The organism is Enterobacter sp. CM29 (genome assembly GCF_013179605.1).
GTDB classification, from domain to species: domain Bacteria; phylum Pseudomonadota; class Gammaproteobacteria; order Enterobacterales; family Enterobacteriaceae; genus Enterobacter; species Enterobacter intestinihominis.
The window spans coordinates 1-17,575 of sequence record NZ_JABMCU010000092.1; the positions used below are offsets into that span (position 1 = coordinate 1).

A 17,575-nucleotide genomic window follows, 5' to 3' on the forward strand; every position below is an offset into this window, starting at 1 on the left:
GCATTTCGCCAAAAGGCGAAGCGGCCAGCAACCCGGAAGTCATTGCCCGCACCCTTCGTAAACTCAAAGACCAGCCCAACCTCAACGAAGCGACCATCAAAAAAGCGGTGGAATCCCTTTCGCTGGAGCTGGTGCTGACCGCACACCCAACCGAAATCACACGTCGTACGCTGATCCACAAAATGGTGGAAGTGAACAACTGTCTGAAGCAGTTGGATAACAAAGACATTGCCGACTACGAACGTAACCAGCTTATGCGCCGCCTGCGCCAGCTGATTGCTCAGTCCTGGCACACCGATGAAATTCGTAAGCATCGCCCAAGCCCGGTCGACGAAGCCAAATGGGGCTTTGCGGTGGTGGAAAACAGCCTGTGGGAAGGGGTGCCAAACTACCTGCGCGAGCTTAACGAACAGCTGGAAGAAAATCTGGGCTATCGCCTGCCGGTCGACTTTGTGCCGGTTCGCTTCACTTCCTGGATGGGCGGCGACCGCGACGGCAACCCGAACGTGACGGCGGAAATCACCCGTCACGTCCTGTTGTTGAGCCGCTGGAAAGCAACCGACCTGTTCCTGAAAGATATTCAGGTGCTGATCTCCGAGCTTTCGATGGTAGAAGCGACGCCGGAACTGCGCGCGCTGGCCGGTGAAGAAGGTGCCAGTGAGCCGTACCGTTTCCTGATGAAAAAACTGCGCGGTCAGCTGATGGCCACGCAGGCCTGGCTGGAAGCGCGCCTGAAAGGCCAGCGCCTGCCGAAGCCGGAAGGTCTGCTGAGCCAGAACGAACAGCTCTGGGAACCTCTGTACGCCTGTTATAAATCGCTTCAGGCCTGCGGGATGGGCATCATTGCCAATGGCGAGCTGCTCGACACCCTGCGCCGCGTGAAGTGTTTCGGCGTGCCGCTGGTGCGTATCGACGTCCGTCAGGAAAGCACCCGTCATACCGAAGCGCTGGGCGAGCTGACCCGCTATCTCGGCATTGGCGACTATGAAAGCTGGTCCGAAGCCGACAAACAGGCGTTCCTGATCCGCGAGCTGAACTCCAAGCGCCCGCTGCTGCCGCGCAATTGGGAGCCAAGCAATGACACCCGCGAAGTGCTCAACACCTGTAAAGCGATCGTGGATGCGCCGAAAGGATCGGTGGCCGCCTATGTGATCTCCATGGCGAAGACCCCGTCCGACGTGCTGGGCGTTCACCTTCTGCTGAAAGAAGCGGGCATCGACTACGCTCTGCCGGTAGCACCGCTGTTTGAGACTCTCGACGACCTGAACAACGCCAACGACGTGATGACCCAGTTGCTGAACATCGACTGGTATCGCGGCTTTATTCAGGGCAAGCAGATGGTGATGATTGGCTATTCCGACTCCGCGAAAGATGCGGGCGTGATGGCAGCCTCCTGGGCGCAGTATCAGGCGCAGGATGCGCTAATTAAAACCTGCGAAAAAGCCGGTATTGAACTGACCCTGTTCCACGGACGCGGCGGCTCAATTGGTCGTGGCGGTGCGCCTGCACACGCGGCGCTGCTCTCCCAACCACCAGGAAGCCTGAAAGGCGGACTGCGCGTGACCGAGCAGGGCGAGATGATCCGCTTCAAGTACGGCCTGCCGGAAGTGACCATCAGCAGCCTGTCGCTCTATACCAGTGCGATTCTGGAAGCCAACTTGCTGCCGCCGCCGGAGCCAAAAGAATCCTGGTGCCGGATTATGGACGAGCTGTCTGACATCTCCTGCGATCTGTATCGCGGCTACGTGCGTGAAAACAAAGACTTTGTGCCTTACTTCCGCTCAGCCACGCCTGAGCAGGAGCTGGGTAAACTGCCGCTCGGCTCGCGCCCGGCCAAGCGTCGTCCTACTGGCGGCGTTGAATCCCTGCGCGCCATTCCGTGGATCTTTGCCTGGACGCAAAACCGTCTGATGCTGCCAGCCTGGCTGGGTGCCGGTGCGGCGCTGCAAAAAGTGGTGGAAGACGGTAAGCAGAGCGAACTGGAAACCATGTGCCGCGACTGGCCATTCTTCTCTACCCGTCTGGGCATGCTGGAGATGGTCTTCTCGAAAGCCGACCTGTGGCTGGCGGAATACTACGATCAGCGTCTGGTGAAACCCGAGCTGTGGGCGCTGGGTAAAGAGCTACGCGAGCTGCTGGAAGGCGACATCAAAGTGGTGCTGGATATCGCTAACGACTCCCACCTGATGGAAGACCTGCCGTGGATCGCCGAGTCTATCCAACTGCGTAACATCTACACCGACCCGCTGAACGTTTTACAGGCTGAACTGCTGCACCGTTCGCGTCTGGCGGAAGAGGAAGGTAAAGAGCCGGATCCGCGCGTTGAACAGGCGCTGATGGTGACGATTGCGGGCGTTGCGGCGGGGATGCGTAACACCGGTTGATCGGTTTTGCCGGGTGGCGCTTACGCTTACCCGGCCTACAATAGGCTTTTCGTAGGCCCGGCAAGCGCCAGCGTCGCCGGGCAATACCCTGGTATCCACACCATGCACCACGATATCCCCCACATCCTGAATGACCTGATCAACGGCACCTTGCCGCTGCGTCAGGTGCATTTCCCCCCTTCGGCTAAACCGCTCCCCCGAACGTCACCTTGCCTCGTGCTTAGCTTTGATACGGCCTGCGAAGCGTTATTTTTTTCATCCGGTAATATTCCGCTTCAACCCGCCTTTTCGCTCAACATCAGCTTCGGCAAGCAACAACTGACTCTTCAGCTCGAGCGCGACAACACGCTTTTGCAACAGCAACAGGTTGCCAGACGCGGGCCGCGAGTGGGCGCATTCCTTTTGCAGACGCTCGCTGAATTGCAAATGCAGCCAGACGATCGGGAAACGGCCAGACTGGTGGTATTAAGTTTGCTCAGCCACTGTCGCGATCTGCTGGGCAGCGATATCCATACCGCCAGCCGCAGCCGTGCATTATTTGAAGCGATTCGTCACTACATCGAAGAACATCACGCCTCTGCACTGACCCGTGAATCGGTGGCGCAGGCGTTTTATATTTCACCGAACTACCTTTCTCATCTTTTTCAAAAAACAGGCAGCGTGGGGTTCAACGAATATCTTACGCAAACACGCCTCGAGCACGCGCGTCAGCTTCTTAAAGGCTACGAGTTTAAAATCAAAGATATCGCTGCAAGCTGCGGATTTACGGACAGCAACTACTTTTGCCGTCTCTTTCGCAAGCACACTGAACGTTCCCCTTCCGAATATCGACGCCAGTATCACAGCCAGCTGATCGCCAAAAAGTAGCATTGTGATCGCTCTCTCACTTCGCCAGGGACATTACATTTATCCAGTATTTGGCAAAATTGACCTGTATTCGCCGCGACTGGGTGCGCCGTATCCTTTATTCAACCTTTCTGACTTAAGGAAAAATAATGGAACTGTACCTGGATACCGCCAACGTGGCAGAAGTTGAACGCCTGGCGCGCATTTTTCCCATTGCGGGCGTGACCACCAACCCAAGCATCGTAGCCGCCAGCGGCGAATCTGTCTGGGAGGTGTTGCCGCGCCTGCAGCATGCTATCGGCCCGGAGGGCAGGCTGTTTGCCCAAACCATGAGCCGCGACGCCGAAGGAATGGTGGCGGAAGCAAAACGGCTGAACAATGCCCTGCCGGACATCGTGGTAAAAATTCCCGTCACTGCACAGGGGCTCATCGCGATTAAAGCGCTGAAGAAAGAGGGAATTACCACGCTGGGAACCGCCGTTTACAGCGCCGCTCAGGGGTTACTGGCCGCGCTGGCAGGAGCGAAATATGTCGCACCGTATGTAAACCGCGTCGATGCGCAGGGCGGTGACGGCATTCGCACGGTACAGGAACTGCAATCCCTGCTGGAACAGCATGCGCCAGAGAGCATGGTGCTGGCTGCCAGCTTTAAAACGCCGCGCCAGGCGCTGGATTGCCTGTTGGCAGGATGTGAGGCAATTACGCTTCCCTTAGACGTAGCGCAACAAATGCTCGGCACGCCAGCGGTAGAGTCAGCCATAGAGAAGTTCGAGCAGGACTGGAAAAACGCGTTTGGTAACCTCAACCTCTAAGGGAGAAATGTTATGGACCGTATCATTCAATCGCCGGGGAAGTACATCCAGGGCGCTGATGTTCTTACTCGTCTCGGCGACTACCTGAAGCCGCTGGCGACTCGCTGGCTGGTGGTAGGCGATAAATTTGTGCTGGGTTTTGCCGAAGAAACCCTGCGTCAGAGTTTTAAAAAAGCCGGACTCCATGCCGAAATTGCACCGTTTGGCGGCGAATGTTCGCAAAATGAAATCGATCGCCTGAAAAAACTGGCCGACAGTACCGACTGCCTGGCGGTGCTGGGTATCGGGGGAGGAAAAACGCTGGATACCGCCAAAGCGCTGGCGCACTTTATGGACGTGCCGGTGGCTATTGCCCCGACCATTGCCTCCACCGATGCGCCGTGCAGTGCCCTTTCCGTGATTTATACCGACAGCGGCGAGTTCGATCGCTACCTGATGCTGCCGCACAACCCGAACATGGTGATTGTCGATACCAGGGTGGTGGCGGGCGCACCTGCGCGCCTGCTGGCCGCCGGGATTGGCGATGCCCTGGCAACGTGGTTTGAAGCGCGCGCCTGTTCGCGTAGCGGCGCCACGACCATGGCGGGTGGCAAGTGCACGCAGGCAGCGTTAGCGCTGGCTGAACTGTGCTACAACACGCTGGTTGAAGAGGGCGAGAAAGCGATGCTGGCGGCGGAACAACACGTGGTGACGCCTGCTCTGGAACGCATTATTGAAGCCAACACCTATCTGAGCGGCGTGGGCTTTGAAAGTGGCGGGCTGGCGGCGGCACACGCCATTCACAATGGCATGACGGCGGTGCCGGATGCGCACCATTTCTACCACGGTGAAAAAGTGGCATTTGGTACGCTGACGCAACTGGTACTGGAGAACGCGCCGGTAGAAGAAATCGAAACCGTTGCGGCGCTGTGCCATAGCGTCGGGCTGCCAATTACGCTGGCGCAGCTGAATATCAAAGAGGATATTCCGGCTAAAATGCGGCTGATCGCGGAGGCGTCCTGTGCCGAAGGGGAAACCATTCACAACATGCCTGGCGGCGTAACGCCGGATCAGGTCTATGCGGCGCTGCTGGTGGCGGACCAGTATGGACAGCGATTCTTGCAGGAGTGGGAGTAATAGAAAAGCCGGGTGGCGCTGCGCTTACCCGGCCTACATGGCACTTTAATTTGTAGGCCGGGTAAGGCGTAGCCGCCACCCGGCACAAGGGTTACTTCACGTCAAACCGATCCAAATCCATCACTCGCGCCCATGCGGCAACGAAGTCGCGGACGAACTTCTCTTGTGCATCGCTGCTGGCGTAAACCTCGGCCAGCGCGCGGAGGACAGCGTTGGAACCGAAGACCAGATCGGCGCGGGTGGCGGTATATTTCACTTCCCCGCTGGCGCGATCGCTACCGGCAAACAGCTCGTTTGAGTCGTCGGTCGCTTTCCACTGGGTGTTCATATCCAGCAGATTGACGAAGAAGTCGTTGCTCAGCACGCCCTCGCGGTTAGTAAACACGCCATTCTTGCTGCCATCGAAGTTTGCACCCAGCACGCGCAAACCGCCGATCAACACCGTCAGTTCCGGCGCGGTCAGGGTCAACTGCTGGGCTTTGTCGATCAGCAGCGACTCCGTGGTGGACACATCCACCTGTGCGCGATAGTTACGGAAACCGTCGGCAATCGGTTCGAGCAGGTTAAACATCTCGATATCCGTCTGATCCTGGCGCGCATCCACACGACCTGGAGTGAACGGTACGTTGACGTAAACGCCTGCCGCTTTCGCCGCCTGCTCAACGCCCACGACACCCGCCAGCACAATGATATCGGCCAGTGACGCTTTGTTGGTGGTGCGCTGGATCGCTTCCAGAGCCGGTAATGCCCGCACCGCCGCGGCGTTAACGTCCCAGTCGCGCTGAGGTGCCAGCGCCAGACGCGCGCCGTTAGCGCCGCCACGCTTGTCGCCGCCGCGGAAGGTCGATGCCGATGCCCAGGCCACGGAAACCAGCTCGCTCACGGAGAGACCAGAGGCCGCGATTTCCGCTTTCAGGCTTTCAATATCTTCCTGCGTCGGATGGAACACCGGCTGAGGCAGCGGATCCTGCCAAATCAGATCTTCTTTCGGTACTTCCGGGCCGATGTACCGCGCTTTTGGCCCCATATCGCGGTGGGTCAGCTTGAACCACGCGCGCGCAAAGGCTTCGTTGAAGGCCTGCGGATCGTTCAGGAAACGACGGGAAATTTTCTCGAATTCCGGATCAAAACGCAGCGTCAGGTCGGTGACCAGCATGGTTGGCTTGCGTTTTTTCGACGGGTCGAACGGGTCAGGCATAATTTCCGGCGCATCCACGGCTTCAAACTGAATTGCGCCCGCCGGGCTACGCGTCTGCACCCATTCGTATTTGAACAGGTTCTCGAAGAAATAGTTGCTCCACTGGGTTGGGGTTTGAGACCAGATAACTTCCAGCCCGGAGGTGATGGCGTCAGCGCCAATACCGGTGCCGTGCGTGCTGGCCCAGCCCAGGCCCTGCGCTTCAATAGGCGACGCTTCAGGGTCAGTGCCCACGTGCGTGGCTTCGCCTGCACCGTGCGTTTTACCGAGCGTATGGCCGCCTGCAATAAGCGCAACGGTCTCTTCGTCATTCATGCCCATGTTGCCAAAGGTAGCGCGGATCGCCGCCGCCGCAGACAGCGGTTCACCACTGGCGTTTGGCCCTTCCGGGTTAACGTAAATCAGGCCCATTTCTGTGGCGGCCAGCGGGCGCTTCGCCAGCGCTTCCGGGTCACGGTGAGTCAGCCAGGCTTTTTCATCGCCCCAGTTCACGTCCAGATCCGGTTCCCAGACGTCTTCACGCCCGGCACCGAAACCAAAGGTGCGGAAGCCGGAGTTCTCCAGCGCCACGTTACCCGCGAGGATAAACAGGTCGGCCCAGGAGATTTTTTGTCCGTATTTTTGCTTAATTGGCCACAGCAGACGGCGAGCCTTATCCAGGCTGACGTTATCAGGCCAGGAGTTCAGCGGCGCAAAACGCTGCTGACCGCGACCGGCACCGCCGCGACCATCAACGGAGCGATAGGTACCCGCACCATGCCAGGCCATACGGATAAACAGGCCCGCATAGCTGCCCCAGTCGGCAGGCCACCACGGTTGTGAGTCGGTTAACAGTGCTTTGAGATCGCCCTTTAGGGCGGAATAGTCGAGCTTACTGAATTCTTTGCGGTAGTCGAAGTCTTCACCCAGAGGGTTTGAACGGCTGGAGTGTTGATTAAGTAAATCGATGCGGAGTTGTTTAGGCCACCACTCTTTGCTGCCGGTACCTGCACCCGCGCTGTGATCGACGCCGCCCTGGTGGAACGGACATTTGCCGGCGGATGCCGCGTTATTGGTCTCGTCTGACATGCTCATCGCTATGCTCCCTTTACAGTGTTACCGTTACGATATACACCACTAGCGATAAGAGATAGTTGAATTAATCCACAGATTCGATAGCTAATACCTTTTAACTTTCTGTTCGAGTAAAAAACCCTCACTTTATGAGGGTTTTTTACTTTATAACGCCGGGCGGACACCCAGCGTATGGCAAATGGCGTAACTCATCTCCGCGCGGTTAAGCGTATAGAAGTGGAAATCCTTCACCCCTTCACGGCTTAAAATCTTCACCATATCCATCGCGATATTGGCCCCCACCAGCTTGCGTGTTTCCGGGTCATCGTCCAAACCTTCGTACATTTTGGACATCCACAGCGGAATGCGCACGTTGGTCATATCCGCGAATTTCTTCGCCTGTTTGAAGTTCGAGACCGGCAGAATGCCAGGGATGATTTCGACATCAATACCCGCCGAGACGCAGCGGTCGCGAAAGCGTAAATAGCTTTCCACATCAAAGAAGAACTGAGTAATGGCGCGATTGGCACCTGCGTCCACCTTACGCTTCAGGTTAAGCAGATCCGCCTGGGCGCTTTTCGCTTCCGGGTGAACTTCCGGGTAAGCGGCAACGGAAATATCAAAGTCAGCAACGTCTTTCAGCAGGGCAACCAGATCGGTGGCGTACATGTCCGGCTTACCGCTCCCCGGCGGCAGGTCGCCGCGCAGGGCAACGATATGACGAATGCCGTTGTTCCAGTAGTCCTGAGCAATCGCGCGCAGTTCATCAGGGGTGGCGTCGATACAGGTGAGGTGCGGTGCCGCTTCCAGACCGGTTCGGTCTTTAATGCCCTTAATGATGCTGTGCGTGCGGTCTCGCTCACCGGAGTTGGCGCCGTAGGTTACGGAGACGAACTTCGGCTTCAGGCTGCTCAGGCGATCGATAGAGCTCCACAGGGTTTGCTCCATTTCACTGGTGCGCGGCGGGAAAAATTCAAAAGAGACGTTAATCTGGCCGTTTACTTCGGCCAGGCTCTGATTCAGGGCTTCCCGCTGGTTGGCGTGAAAAAAGCTCATACCTTACCTCTATCTTTCGCGTGTCATTGTTTGTTGTGTTGTGAACTTCTATACGTTTAGACGTCCAGATGTAAAAATGACGGAAAAGCGGGATGACGTCAACAGAAATAATCAACATTAACGGTGAGGTTTGTTCAGGGAAGATGAAGGGGATTCATGATGGGGGGTGAGAAGGCCCCTCACCCCAGCCCTCTCCCCAAAGGGGCGAGGGGGGAAAGACCGCACCGAGCAGTCCCCTCTCCCCTAAGGGGAGAGGGTTAGGGTGAGGGGTTACAGTAGCTTAGCCAGGCGATTAATGTCGGACTGAATGGCTCCGGCGGTCACATCGCGCCCCGCACCCGGGCCACGGATCACCAGCGGGTTATCGCGGTACCAGCGGCTTTCGATGGCGAAGACGTTATCGCACGGCAGCAGCGCCGCCAGCGGATGTTCAGGACGTACCGCCTCCACGCCCACGCGCGCTTTACCGTTCGCCTCGAAGCGCGCCACGTAACGCAGCACCAGGCCCATCTCGTTTGCCGCTTCCAGACGTTGCACCATCTGCTCGTTCAGCTCGTCGCCGTTCTCAAAGAAGTGATCGACAGATCCTTCCTCGCAGCCCGCAGGCACCAGAGACTCAACGCGTACCTGACCCGGCTCAATGTCGTAGCCCGCTTCACGCGCCAGGATCACCAGTTTGCGCATCACGTCTTTACCGGCAAGGTCAACGCGCGGATCCGGCTCGGTTAAGCCCTGCTGCCACGCCTGATCCACCAGGTCGGTGAATGGCACGGTGCCGTCAAATTGCAGGAACAGCCAGGAGAGCGTGCCGGAGAAGATCCCGCTCAGCGCCAGAATGCTGTCGCCGCTATCAATCAGATCGCGCACGGTATGGTTAACCGGCAGACCTGCGCCAACGGTGGCGTTATACAGCCAGTGACGACCCGTTTTTTCGAACGCGTCGTGGATCTGGCGATATTTGTCAGTGCTGCTCGCGCCCGCCAGCTTGTTGGCGCTGATAACGTGGAACCCGTGGCTGGCAAAATCCAGATACTGATCGGCCAGTTGCTCGCTGGCGGTAACGTCCAGCACCACCAGATCGTCGTACGGGTGCGCGCGCATCCACAGGAACAGCGACTCTTCGTCCTGCTCAACCGCTTCATCGTTAAAGAAGGCCAGCGCCCGACTGGCGTCCAGCCCTTCGTAGTTCAACAGGCTGCGGCGGCTGTCCACCACGCCTGCCAGAATAAACTCAAATCCGGTACGCGCCGAAAGCGTCACCTGCTCGCGGGCGAACAGCTCCAGCCAGCGGGAACCGATGTTCCCTTTCCCGAACAGTACCAGGCCGATGCGTTTTTCCGCGCGGAACAGGGAGGTGTGCAAGCCCTGAATCAGGCTTTCGGTTGGCCCCTTGCGCAGAACGGCAACCAGGCTGATGCCCTCTTCCGACTGCCAGGTGAACTCCACCGGCTGCCCTTTCAGCTGCTGCCAGAAGCGGTGGCAGTGCAGCGGGTTACGGGTGACGCCCGCGCCCACCATTGCCACCAGCGCCAGTCCCTGACGCAGGCGAAGCTCGCCCGGCAGTCCCGCTTCATCCAGAATCTTCAGGGCGCTGTCCACCACTTCAGCGGTATAGCAGAACTGCAACAGCTGGCGATCGTTATGCACGCCAACGGCCAGCGGACGCACCTGGGCACGTTTCAGGATGGTGTCGATATCTTTGTGCGCCAGTTTGAAATCCTGGCCCGCAGGCACCTGGAACTCAATCAGGCAGATGTCATCGTGGCTGGTGACAATGCGCGCGCCCGTACCGGATGCCAGCACGCGCTCGATGCGAGTGGAACCCTGATCCGGCGTGTAGCTACAGCGTAGTTGCAGGTCGATGTCGCTGCCGGAAACCGGCTGTAGCGTGCGCGCGTGCAGCACTGGTGCCGCCAGACGCGCCAGCTCGCTCGCTTCGTCGAGACGCAGCAGCGGCAGCAGGCAGGCATCTTTTACTTTGCGCGGGTCCGCGCTGTAGACACCGGCCACGTCGCTCCAGATGGTGACGCGGGACACGCCCGCCAGGGCGCCAATCTGCGTTGCCGAGTAGTCAGAGCCGTTACGGCCCAGCAGTACGGTTTCACCTGCGTTGCTGCGACTGATAAAGCCGGTCACCACAATACGTTTACCCGGATGTTGCACCAGCAGCTGTTGCAGCAGCGGGTAGGACAACCCTTCGTCTACCTGCGGCTGTGCGGCGCGTTCGGCACGCAGGAAATCACGCGCGTCGAGCCAGGCGGCTTCCACGCCAAGATGTTGCAGCACGGCGGCCATCAGGCGTGCAGACCACACTTCACCATGGCCAACCACTTCCGCATACACCGCATCGGTAATGCCGCTGTCCAGCAGAGCTGCCAGACGCTCAAGGTCGTGAGTAAAGGCGCTTATCAGTCCGTCCGCCACGTCCGCAGGCAGCAAACCGGCAATCAGTTCACTCTGGTAACGACGTAAGGACTGTTGCACCTGATGCGCAGAGAGGCGATCGGTCTGGCTCAGTTTCAGCCAGCTAATCAGCTGGTTGGTGGTGCTGCCCGCCGCAGAGACAACCATCATGTCCCCCGGCTGTGAATACTCGGTCATGATCCCTGCGACACGCAGATAACATTTCACATCAGCAAGACTACTACCACCAAACTTGTGCAGCTGACGACCCTTCGCCCCTGCCTGCGCTATCACACTCATGATTACCCCTTGGCTGCGACCCGGAAGCCATTTTCCAGATCGGCAATTAAATCTTCAGAATCTTCAATACCGGTCGAGATACGCAGCAGCGTCTCGGAAATCCCGGCGGCGGCACGTGCTTCGGGTGCCATACCTGCGTGCGTCATGGTTGCGGCGTGGGAGATCAAGCTTTCTACTCCCCCTAAGGATTCCGCCAGCGTAAACAATGACAACCCGCTCAGGAAGCGACGCAGCGTTTGCTCGTCACCGTCCAGTTCAAAACTTAACATCGCGCCAAATCCTTTCTGTTGGCGCGCGGCAATCTCGTGCCCCTGGTTTTCCGGCAGCGACGGGTGATAAAGCTTCTTCACCAGCGGCTGGGTTTTCAGGAAATCCACGATCGCCTGGGCATTACGCTGCGCCACGTCCATACGCGGTGACAGGGTGCGGATACCACGCAGCAGCAAATAGCTGTCGAACGCGCCCGCGGTGACGCCAATGTTATTGGCCCACCATGCCAGTTCAGTGACAACATCAGGATCTTTGGCAATCACCACACCCGCTACCACGTCAGAATGGCCGTTCAGATATTTCGTGCATGAATGCAACACCAGATCGGCACCCAGTGCCAGTGGGTTCTGAAGGGCCGGACTGAGGAACGTATTATCCACTACACTTATCGCTCCCGCATCCCTTGCGAGCTGACAAATTTTCGCAATATCGACTACGCGCAACAATGGATTGCTTGGACTTTCCACCAGAACCAGCTTTGGCTGTTCGGCTAACGCCTGTTTCAGCGCCTGTTCGTCGTTTTGATCGACAAACAACACGCGGTAGCAGCCACGTTTCGCCAGGCTATCAAACAGACGATAACTGCCGCCGTAGCAGTCGTGCGGCGCCAACAGCAGATCGCCAGGTTTCAGGAACACCGTGGTTACCAGGTGAATGGCAGACATGCCGGTATTGGTTAATACCGCCCCTGCGCCGCCTTCCAGTTCCGCCAGCGCGCGCTGGGTGACGTCACGCGTAGGATTGCCGCGACGCGAGTAGTCATGCGCGCGGGGTTCATTAAATCCGGTGAAATTATAGGTGCTGGAGAGATGAATTGGCGGGACAACGCAGCCGTACTGCTCGTCATCATTCAATCCGCTACGCACTGCGATGGTGGCCTGTTTACGCGTCATGGTGAGGCTTCCTGGCGAATGAGGTGAAAAGTCAGGCACCAGAGTAAACATTGAAAGTATGGACGTCAATACATCTGGACATCTAAACTTCTTTGCGTATAGATTGAGCAATGCGCAAATAGCCGTTAAAATTATATGCTTTAGGACACGCTACAGCGGCAATATCCGTGCCTCGGTATCGTCTCTACGGTAAACTACGCAAGATTACGGTTCAAAACTGATGGTTACCGGTTTTGCACCTTTAGATTAATGACTGAGAGGATTAAAGGTATCTCATGGCTGAATGGAGCGGCGAATATATCAGCCCATACGCTGAGCACGGTAAGAAGAGTGAGCAAGTCAAGAAAATCACGGTGTCCATTCCTCTGAAGGTGTTGAAGATCCTCACCGATGAACGTACGCGTCGTCAGGTGAACAACCTGCGTCACGCCACTAACAGCGAACTGCTGTGCGAAGCGTTCCTGCATGCGTTTACCGGCCAACCGTTGCCGAACGATGACGATCTGCGCAAAGAGCGCAGTGACGAAATTCCAGAAGAGGCGAAGGTGATCATGCGTGAACTGGGTATCGACCCGGATACGTGGGAATACTGATAAGCGGATACAAAAAAGGCACCTTGCGGTGCCTTTTTTTCGGGAAACTTATTTAGCGCCCGGGATGCTGAAACGCTTGTTGAAGCGGTCAACACGGCCACCGGTTGCAACATCACGCTGCTTACCAGTGTAGAACGGGTGGCATTTGCCGCACACGTCCAGGTTCAGATCGTGACCCACGGTAGAGCGGATCTGGATAGAGTTACCGCAAGAGCAGTTTGCAGTAATCATTTCGTATTTCGGGTGAATATCTTTTTTCATGGGAGAACCTCAGTTAAGGCCGCGTCGCTCTTCCAGCCCTAACGCCAGACACCACGCGATGTTGAATGTAAGTTCTTTGGCGTAAAGTACACCAAAGGCGGCGAATCATACAGAATTTAACCAACGTATGCAAACTGATCCGCACGCCGCTTTCACTAATGTGTATACTAACGCGCCACTTTTCAAGTCAGGAAGATTCGATGCCCGTCGCTCACGTTGCCCTGCCCGTTCCGCTTCCCCGCACCTTTGACTACCTGCTGCCCGACAGCATGAGCGCCAAAGCGGGCTGTCGCGTGACCGTGCCGTTCGGTAAACAGCAGCGCGTGGGGATCGTCGTCTCCGTCAGCGATAAAAGCGAGCTGCCGCTTACCGAGCTGAAATCGATCGTTGAAGTGCTGGATGATGAACCTGTTTACTCTCACAGCACCTGGCGACTGCTACTGTGGGCGGCAGATTATTATCACCATCCTATTGGCGACGTATTGTTCCACGCCCTGCCGATTATGCTGCGTCAGGGTAAGCGCGCCAGCCATGCGCCAATGTGGTACTGGTTTGCCACCGAGCAGGGTCAGGCGGTCGACATTAACAGCCTGAAGCGCTCGCAAAAACAACAGCAGGCGTTGGCCGCGCTACGCCAGGGGAAAATCTGGCGCTATCAGGTCGACGAGCTCGAGGTGAGCGAAACCGCGTTGCAGGCATTAAGGAAGAAAGGGCTGAGCGAGCTGGCCAGCGAAGCACCTGCCCTTCACGACTGGCGCGACGGCTTTTCCGTCTCGGGCGATCGCCTGCGTCTGAATACCGAGCAGGCCACCGCCGTGGGCGCGATTCACAGCGCCGCCGATCGTTTCTCCGCCTGGCTGCTGGCGGGCGTCACCGGCTCCGGTAAAACCGAAGTGTATCTGAGCGTACTGGAAAATGTGCTCGCGCAGGGCAAACAGGCGCTGGTAATGGTGCCGGAAATCGGCCTGACGCCGCAAACCATCGCCCGTTTCCGTGAACGCTTTAATGCGCCCGTTGAGGTTCTGCACTCCGGCCTGAACGACAGCGAGCGCCTCAGCGCCTGGCTGAAAGCGAAAAACGGCGAAGCGGCGATTGTGATTGGCACCCGTTCCTCACTCTTTACGCCGTTTAAAAATCTCGGCGTTATCGTGATCGATGAAGAGCATGACAGCTCCTATAAACAGCAGGAAGGCTGGCGCTATCACGCCCGCGACTTAGCCGTGTACCGCGCCCACAGCGAGCAAATCCCCATTATTCTGGGGTCCGCCACCCCCGCGCTTGAAACGCTGCACAACGTTCGCCAGCGTAAATACCACATGCTGCGCCTGACGCGCCGCGCGGGGAATGCCCGTCCGGCCATTCAGCATGTGCTGGATCTGAAAGGCCAACAGGTGCAGGCCGGGTTAGCGCCTGCGCTGATTAGCCGCATGCGCCAACATTTGCAGGCGGGCAACCAGGTGATCCTGTTTCTGAACCGCCGCGGCTTCGCGCCTGCGTTGCTGTGCCACGACTGCGGCTGGATTGCCGAGTGCCCGCGCTGCGATCACTACTACACCTTCCACCAGGCTCAGCGCCATTTACGCTGCCACCACTGCGACAGCCAGCGTCCGGTACCCCGTCAGTGCCCGTCCTGCGGCTCAACGCACATCGTGCCGGTGGGTCTGGGGACGGAGCAGCTCGAACAGGCGCTGGCACCGTTCTTCCCTGATGTGCCCATTTCGCGTATCGACAGGGACACCACCAGCCGCAAAGGGGCACTGGAGCAGCAGCTGGCGGAAGTGCATCGCGGCGGCGCGCGCATCCTGATTGGCACTCAAATGCTGGCGAAAGGGCATCACTTCCCGGACGTGACGCTGGTCGCCCTGCTGGACGTCGACGGCGCGCTGTTCTCCGCGGATTTTCGCTCCGCCGAGCGTTTCGCACAGCTTTATACCCAGGTTGCTGGTCGCGCCGGTCGAGCGGGTAAGCAGGGCGAAGTAGTGCTGCAAACGCACCATCCTGAGCACCCGCTGCTGCAAACGCTGCTGCACAAAGGCTATGACGCCTTCGCGGACCAGGCGCTGGCCGAACGTCAGACGATGCAGCTTCCTCCGTGGACCAGCCACGTCATCATCCGTGCGGAAGATCATAACAATCAGCAGGCGCCGCTGTTCCTGCAACAGCTGAGAAATCTCCTGCAGGCCAGCCCACTGGTGGATAATCAGCTGTGGATTTTAGGCCCGGTACCCGCGCTCGCCCCGAAACGCGGCGGCCGTTTCCGCTGGCAACTCTTACTTCAGCACCCTTCGCGTATCCGTTTACAGCAGATCGTCAGCGGCACGCTGGCGCTGATTAATACCCTGCCGGAAGCGCGAAAAGTGAAGTGGGTTCTGGACGTCGATCCGATTGAAGGCTGAAGACGGATCGAAAAATTTAATGCGCCTCACACTTTTTATGAAAATTCTGTAACCGATTCCATTAACTATCTGTAAAAATGGTGCGGTCCGCAGTTCGGTGTTCAGGCGAGGAGAAGACGTTGAAGTCCAGGAAAGAGGTTGCCTCGGCGACCATGAAAGACGTTGCCGAGAAAGCACAAGTCTCAACAGCAACCGTGTCCCGCGCATTGATGAACCCTGACAAAGTCTCCCAGGCGACCCGAAACCGGGTTGAAAAGGCGGCGCTTGAGGTCGGTTATTTCCCGCAAGCCATGGGGCGCAACGTTAAACGCAACGAATCCCGCACCATCCTGGTGATCGTGCCGGACATCTGCGATCCCTTCTTCAGCGAAATCATCCGCGGCATTGAGGTCACGGCCGCCGCCCAGGGCTATCTGGTGCTGATTGGTGATTGTGCCCACCAGAACCAGCAGGAAAAAACGTTCATCGACCTGATCATCACCAAGCAGATTGATGGCATGCTGCTGCTTGGCTCACGCCTGCCGTTTGATGCCAGCATTGAAGAACAGCGCAATTTACCGCCAATGGTCATGGCGAACGAATTCGCGCCGGAGCTGGAGCTGCCGACCGTTCATATCGATAACCTCACCGCCGCGTTCAACGCCGTGAACTATCTTCAGGAGCTGGGGCATAAGCGTATCGGTTGTATTGCCGGACCAGAAGAGATGCCGCTGTGTCATTACCGGTTGCAGGGCTACGTTCAGGCGCTTCGCCGTACCGGGGCTGTTGTCGATCCGCACTACATTGCGCGCGGTGATTTCACCTTTGAAGCGGGCGGGCAGGCGCTGGAAAAATTGCTTGCCTTGCCAGAACCGCCTACCGCGGTCTTCTGCCACAGCGACGTGATGGCGCTGGGGGCGTTATCCTACGCCAAACGTCACGGCCTGCGCGTGCCAAAGGACCTGTCGATAATCGGTTTTGATAATATTTCGCTTTCGGAGTTTTGCGATCCGCCGCTTTCGACTGTTTCGCAGCCGCGGTATGACATTGGCCGGGAAGCGATGCTGCTTTTGCTGGATCAGCTGCACGGTCAAACAGTTAGCAGTGGGTCACGACTACTGGATTGTGAGCTGATTGTGCGCGGCTCTACCCAGGCATTAACTTAAAGTAAATACCTTTCGACACCCTTATCTGGTCAAAGCCCCGTCGCTTAAGTAACATGGCGGGCTGACGAACGAATAAATACAGCGAAACGATAGTGGCACAACGAGATTATGTACGTCGCGGCCAGCCGGCACCTTCGCGACGCAAAAAGAGTAGTTCAAAAAGCAAGCAACGTAGCCTGTCTGCTGTCTCCCCAGCCATGGTCGCCATTGCTGCGGCTGTGCTGGTGGCCTTTATTGGCGGCCTCTACTTCATTACGCATCATAAAAAAGAAGAGTCTGAAGCCCTTCAGGGTAACAAGGTCGTCGGCAACGGCCTTCCTCCGAAGCCTGAAGAGCGCTGGCGCTACATTAAAGAGCTGGAAAGCCGCCAGCCTGGCGTACGTGCGCCTACCGAGCCTTCTGCCGGGGGTGAAGTGAAGAATGCCGATCAGCTGACGGACGAACAGCGCCAGTTGCTCGCTCAGATGCAGGCGGACATGCGCCAGCAGCCTACGCAGTTGAACGAAGTACCGTGGAACGAACAAACCCCGGCGCAGCGTCAGCAAACGTTGCAGCGCCAGCGTCAGGCACAGCAGCAAACGCAACAGCAGCAGTGGACGCAGACGCAGCCGGTACAACAGCCGCGTACACAACCGCAGCAGCAGACGCGTACTGTACAAACGCAGCCTGTTCAGCAGCAGCCGAAAGCCCAGCCGCAGAAGCAAACAGCACAGCCGTATCAGGATCTGTTGCAGACGCCTGCACATACCACTGCGCAACAGCCAAAAACGCAGCAGGCTGCGCCGGTCACTAAAGAGACCGAGGCACCAAAGCAGACGGCTGAGAAAAAAGATGAACGCCGCTGGATGG

General features: G+C 57.7%; 13 protein-coding genes. 8 read left to right on the plus strand and 5 right to left on the minus strand.

From position 1 onward, the window contains the following. From ppc to HP459_RS12930, 4 genes are all read left to right on the plus strand, one after another. Positions 1 to 2,384: phosphoenolpyruvate carboxylase (gene ppc / locus HP459_RS12915; RefSeq protein ID WP_171936293.1), on the plus strand; the 2,384-nt coding region annotated here is incomplete at its 5' end. Positions 2,385 to 2,486: 102 nt separating this feature from the next. Then, positions 2,487 to 3,251, plus strand: coding sequence for a helix-turn-helix transcriptional regulator (locus tag HP459_RS12920; RefSeq protein WP_023298892.1), 765 nt, complete (start codon positions 2,487 to 2,489; stop codon positions 3,249 to 3,251). A gap of 128 nt (positions 3,252 to 3,379) precedes the next feature. Further along, on the plus strand, positions 3,380 to 4,042 hold the full coding sequence (gene fsa / locus HP459_RS12925) for a fructose-6-phosphate aldolase (protein ID WP_058646047.1): 663 nt from the start codon (positions 3,380 to 3,382) through the stop codon (positions 4,040 to 4,042). 12 nt (positions 4,043 to 4,054) lie between these two features. Continuing rightward, positions 4,055 to 5,158, plus strand: coding sequence for a glycerol dehydrogenase (locus tag HP459_RS12930; protein WP_046621342.1), 1,104 nt, complete (start codon positions 4,055 to 4,057; stop codon positions 5,156 to 5,158). Between the two features lie 91 nt (positions 5,159 to 5,249). Here the strand turns inward: HP459_RS12930 and katG are convergent, their stop codons facing one another. From katG to metB, 4 genes are all read right to left on the minus strand, one after another. After that, on the minus strand, positions 5,250 to 7,430 hold the full coding sequence (katG, locus tag HP459_RS12935) for a catalase/peroxidase HPI (RefSeq protein WP_023298895.1): 2,181 nt from the start codon (positions 7,428 to 7,430) through the stop codon (positions 5,250 to 5,252). A 144-nt stretch (positions 7,431 to 7,574) separates the two neighbouring features. Then, complete coding sequence (gene metF / locus HP459_RS12940) at positions 7,575 to 8,465, minus strand: methylenetetrahydrofolate reductase (protein WP_022649792.1); 891 nt, start codon at positions 8,463 to 8,465, stop codon at positions 7,575 to 7,577. A 270-nt stretch (positions 8,466 to 8,735) separates the two neighbouring features. Then, positions 8,736 to 11,168 (minus strand): bifunctional aspartate kinase/homoserine dehydrogenase II, encoded by a 2,433-nt coding sequence (locus HP459_RS12945; protein WP_023298896.1) that lies wholly within the window; start codon positions 11,166 to 11,168, stop codon positions 8,736 to 8,738. A 2-nt stretch (positions 11,169 to 11,170) separates the two neighbouring features. After that, positions 11,171 to 12,331, minus strand: coding sequence for a cystathionine gamma-synthase (gene metB / locus HP459_RS12950; RefSeq protein WP_045308712.1), 1,161 nt, complete (start codon positions 12,329 to 12,331; stop codon positions 11,171 to 11,173). A 275-nt stretch (positions 12,332 to 12,606) separates the two neighbouring features. Between metB and metJ the strand changes: the two genes are divergently transcribed. Then, complete coding sequence (gene metJ, locus HP459_RS12955; protein WP_006179183.1) at positions 12,607 to 12,924, plus strand: met regulon transcriptional regulator MetJ; 318 nt, start codon at positions 12,607 to 12,609, stop codon at positions 12,922 to 12,924. Positions 12,925 to 12,972: 48 nt separating this feature from the next. Here metJ and rpmE read toward each other — a convergent pair whose 3' ends face one another. Beyond that, positions 12,973 to 13,185 carry a 50S ribosomal protein L31 gene (rpmE, locus tag HP459_RS12960; protein WP_003862040.1) on the minus strand — a complete coding sequence of 71 codons (213 nt, stop codon included), beginning with the start codon at positions 13,183 to 13,185 and terminating at the stop codon, positions 12,973 to 12,975. Between the two features lie 200 nt (positions 13,186 to 13,385). Here rpmE and priA point away from each other — a divergent pair, with 200 nt between their 5' ends. From priA to ftsN, 3 genes are all read left to right on the plus strand, one after another. After that, positions 13,386 to 15,581: a primosomal protein N' gene (gene priA, locus HP459_RS12965; protein ID WP_171936294.1), complete on the plus strand. Its 2,196-nt coding sequence runs from the start codon at positions 13,386 to 13,388 to the stop codon at positions 15,579 to 15,581. Between the two features lie 119 nt (positions 15,582 to 15,700). Then, positions 15,701 to 16,726, plus strand: a complete 1,026-nt coding sequence (gene cytR / locus HP459_RS12970; RefSeq protein ID WP_022649794.1) for a DNA-binding transcriptional regulator CytR — start codon at positions 15,701 to 15,703, stop codon at positions 16,724 to 16,726. 92 nt (positions 16,727 to 16,818) lie between these two features. Beyond that, positions 16,819 to 17,575, plus strand: a 757-nt coding sequence (gene ftsN / locus HP459_RS12975) for a cell division protein FtsN (protein ID WP_171936295.1), incomplete at its 3' end; no start/stop codon positions are given.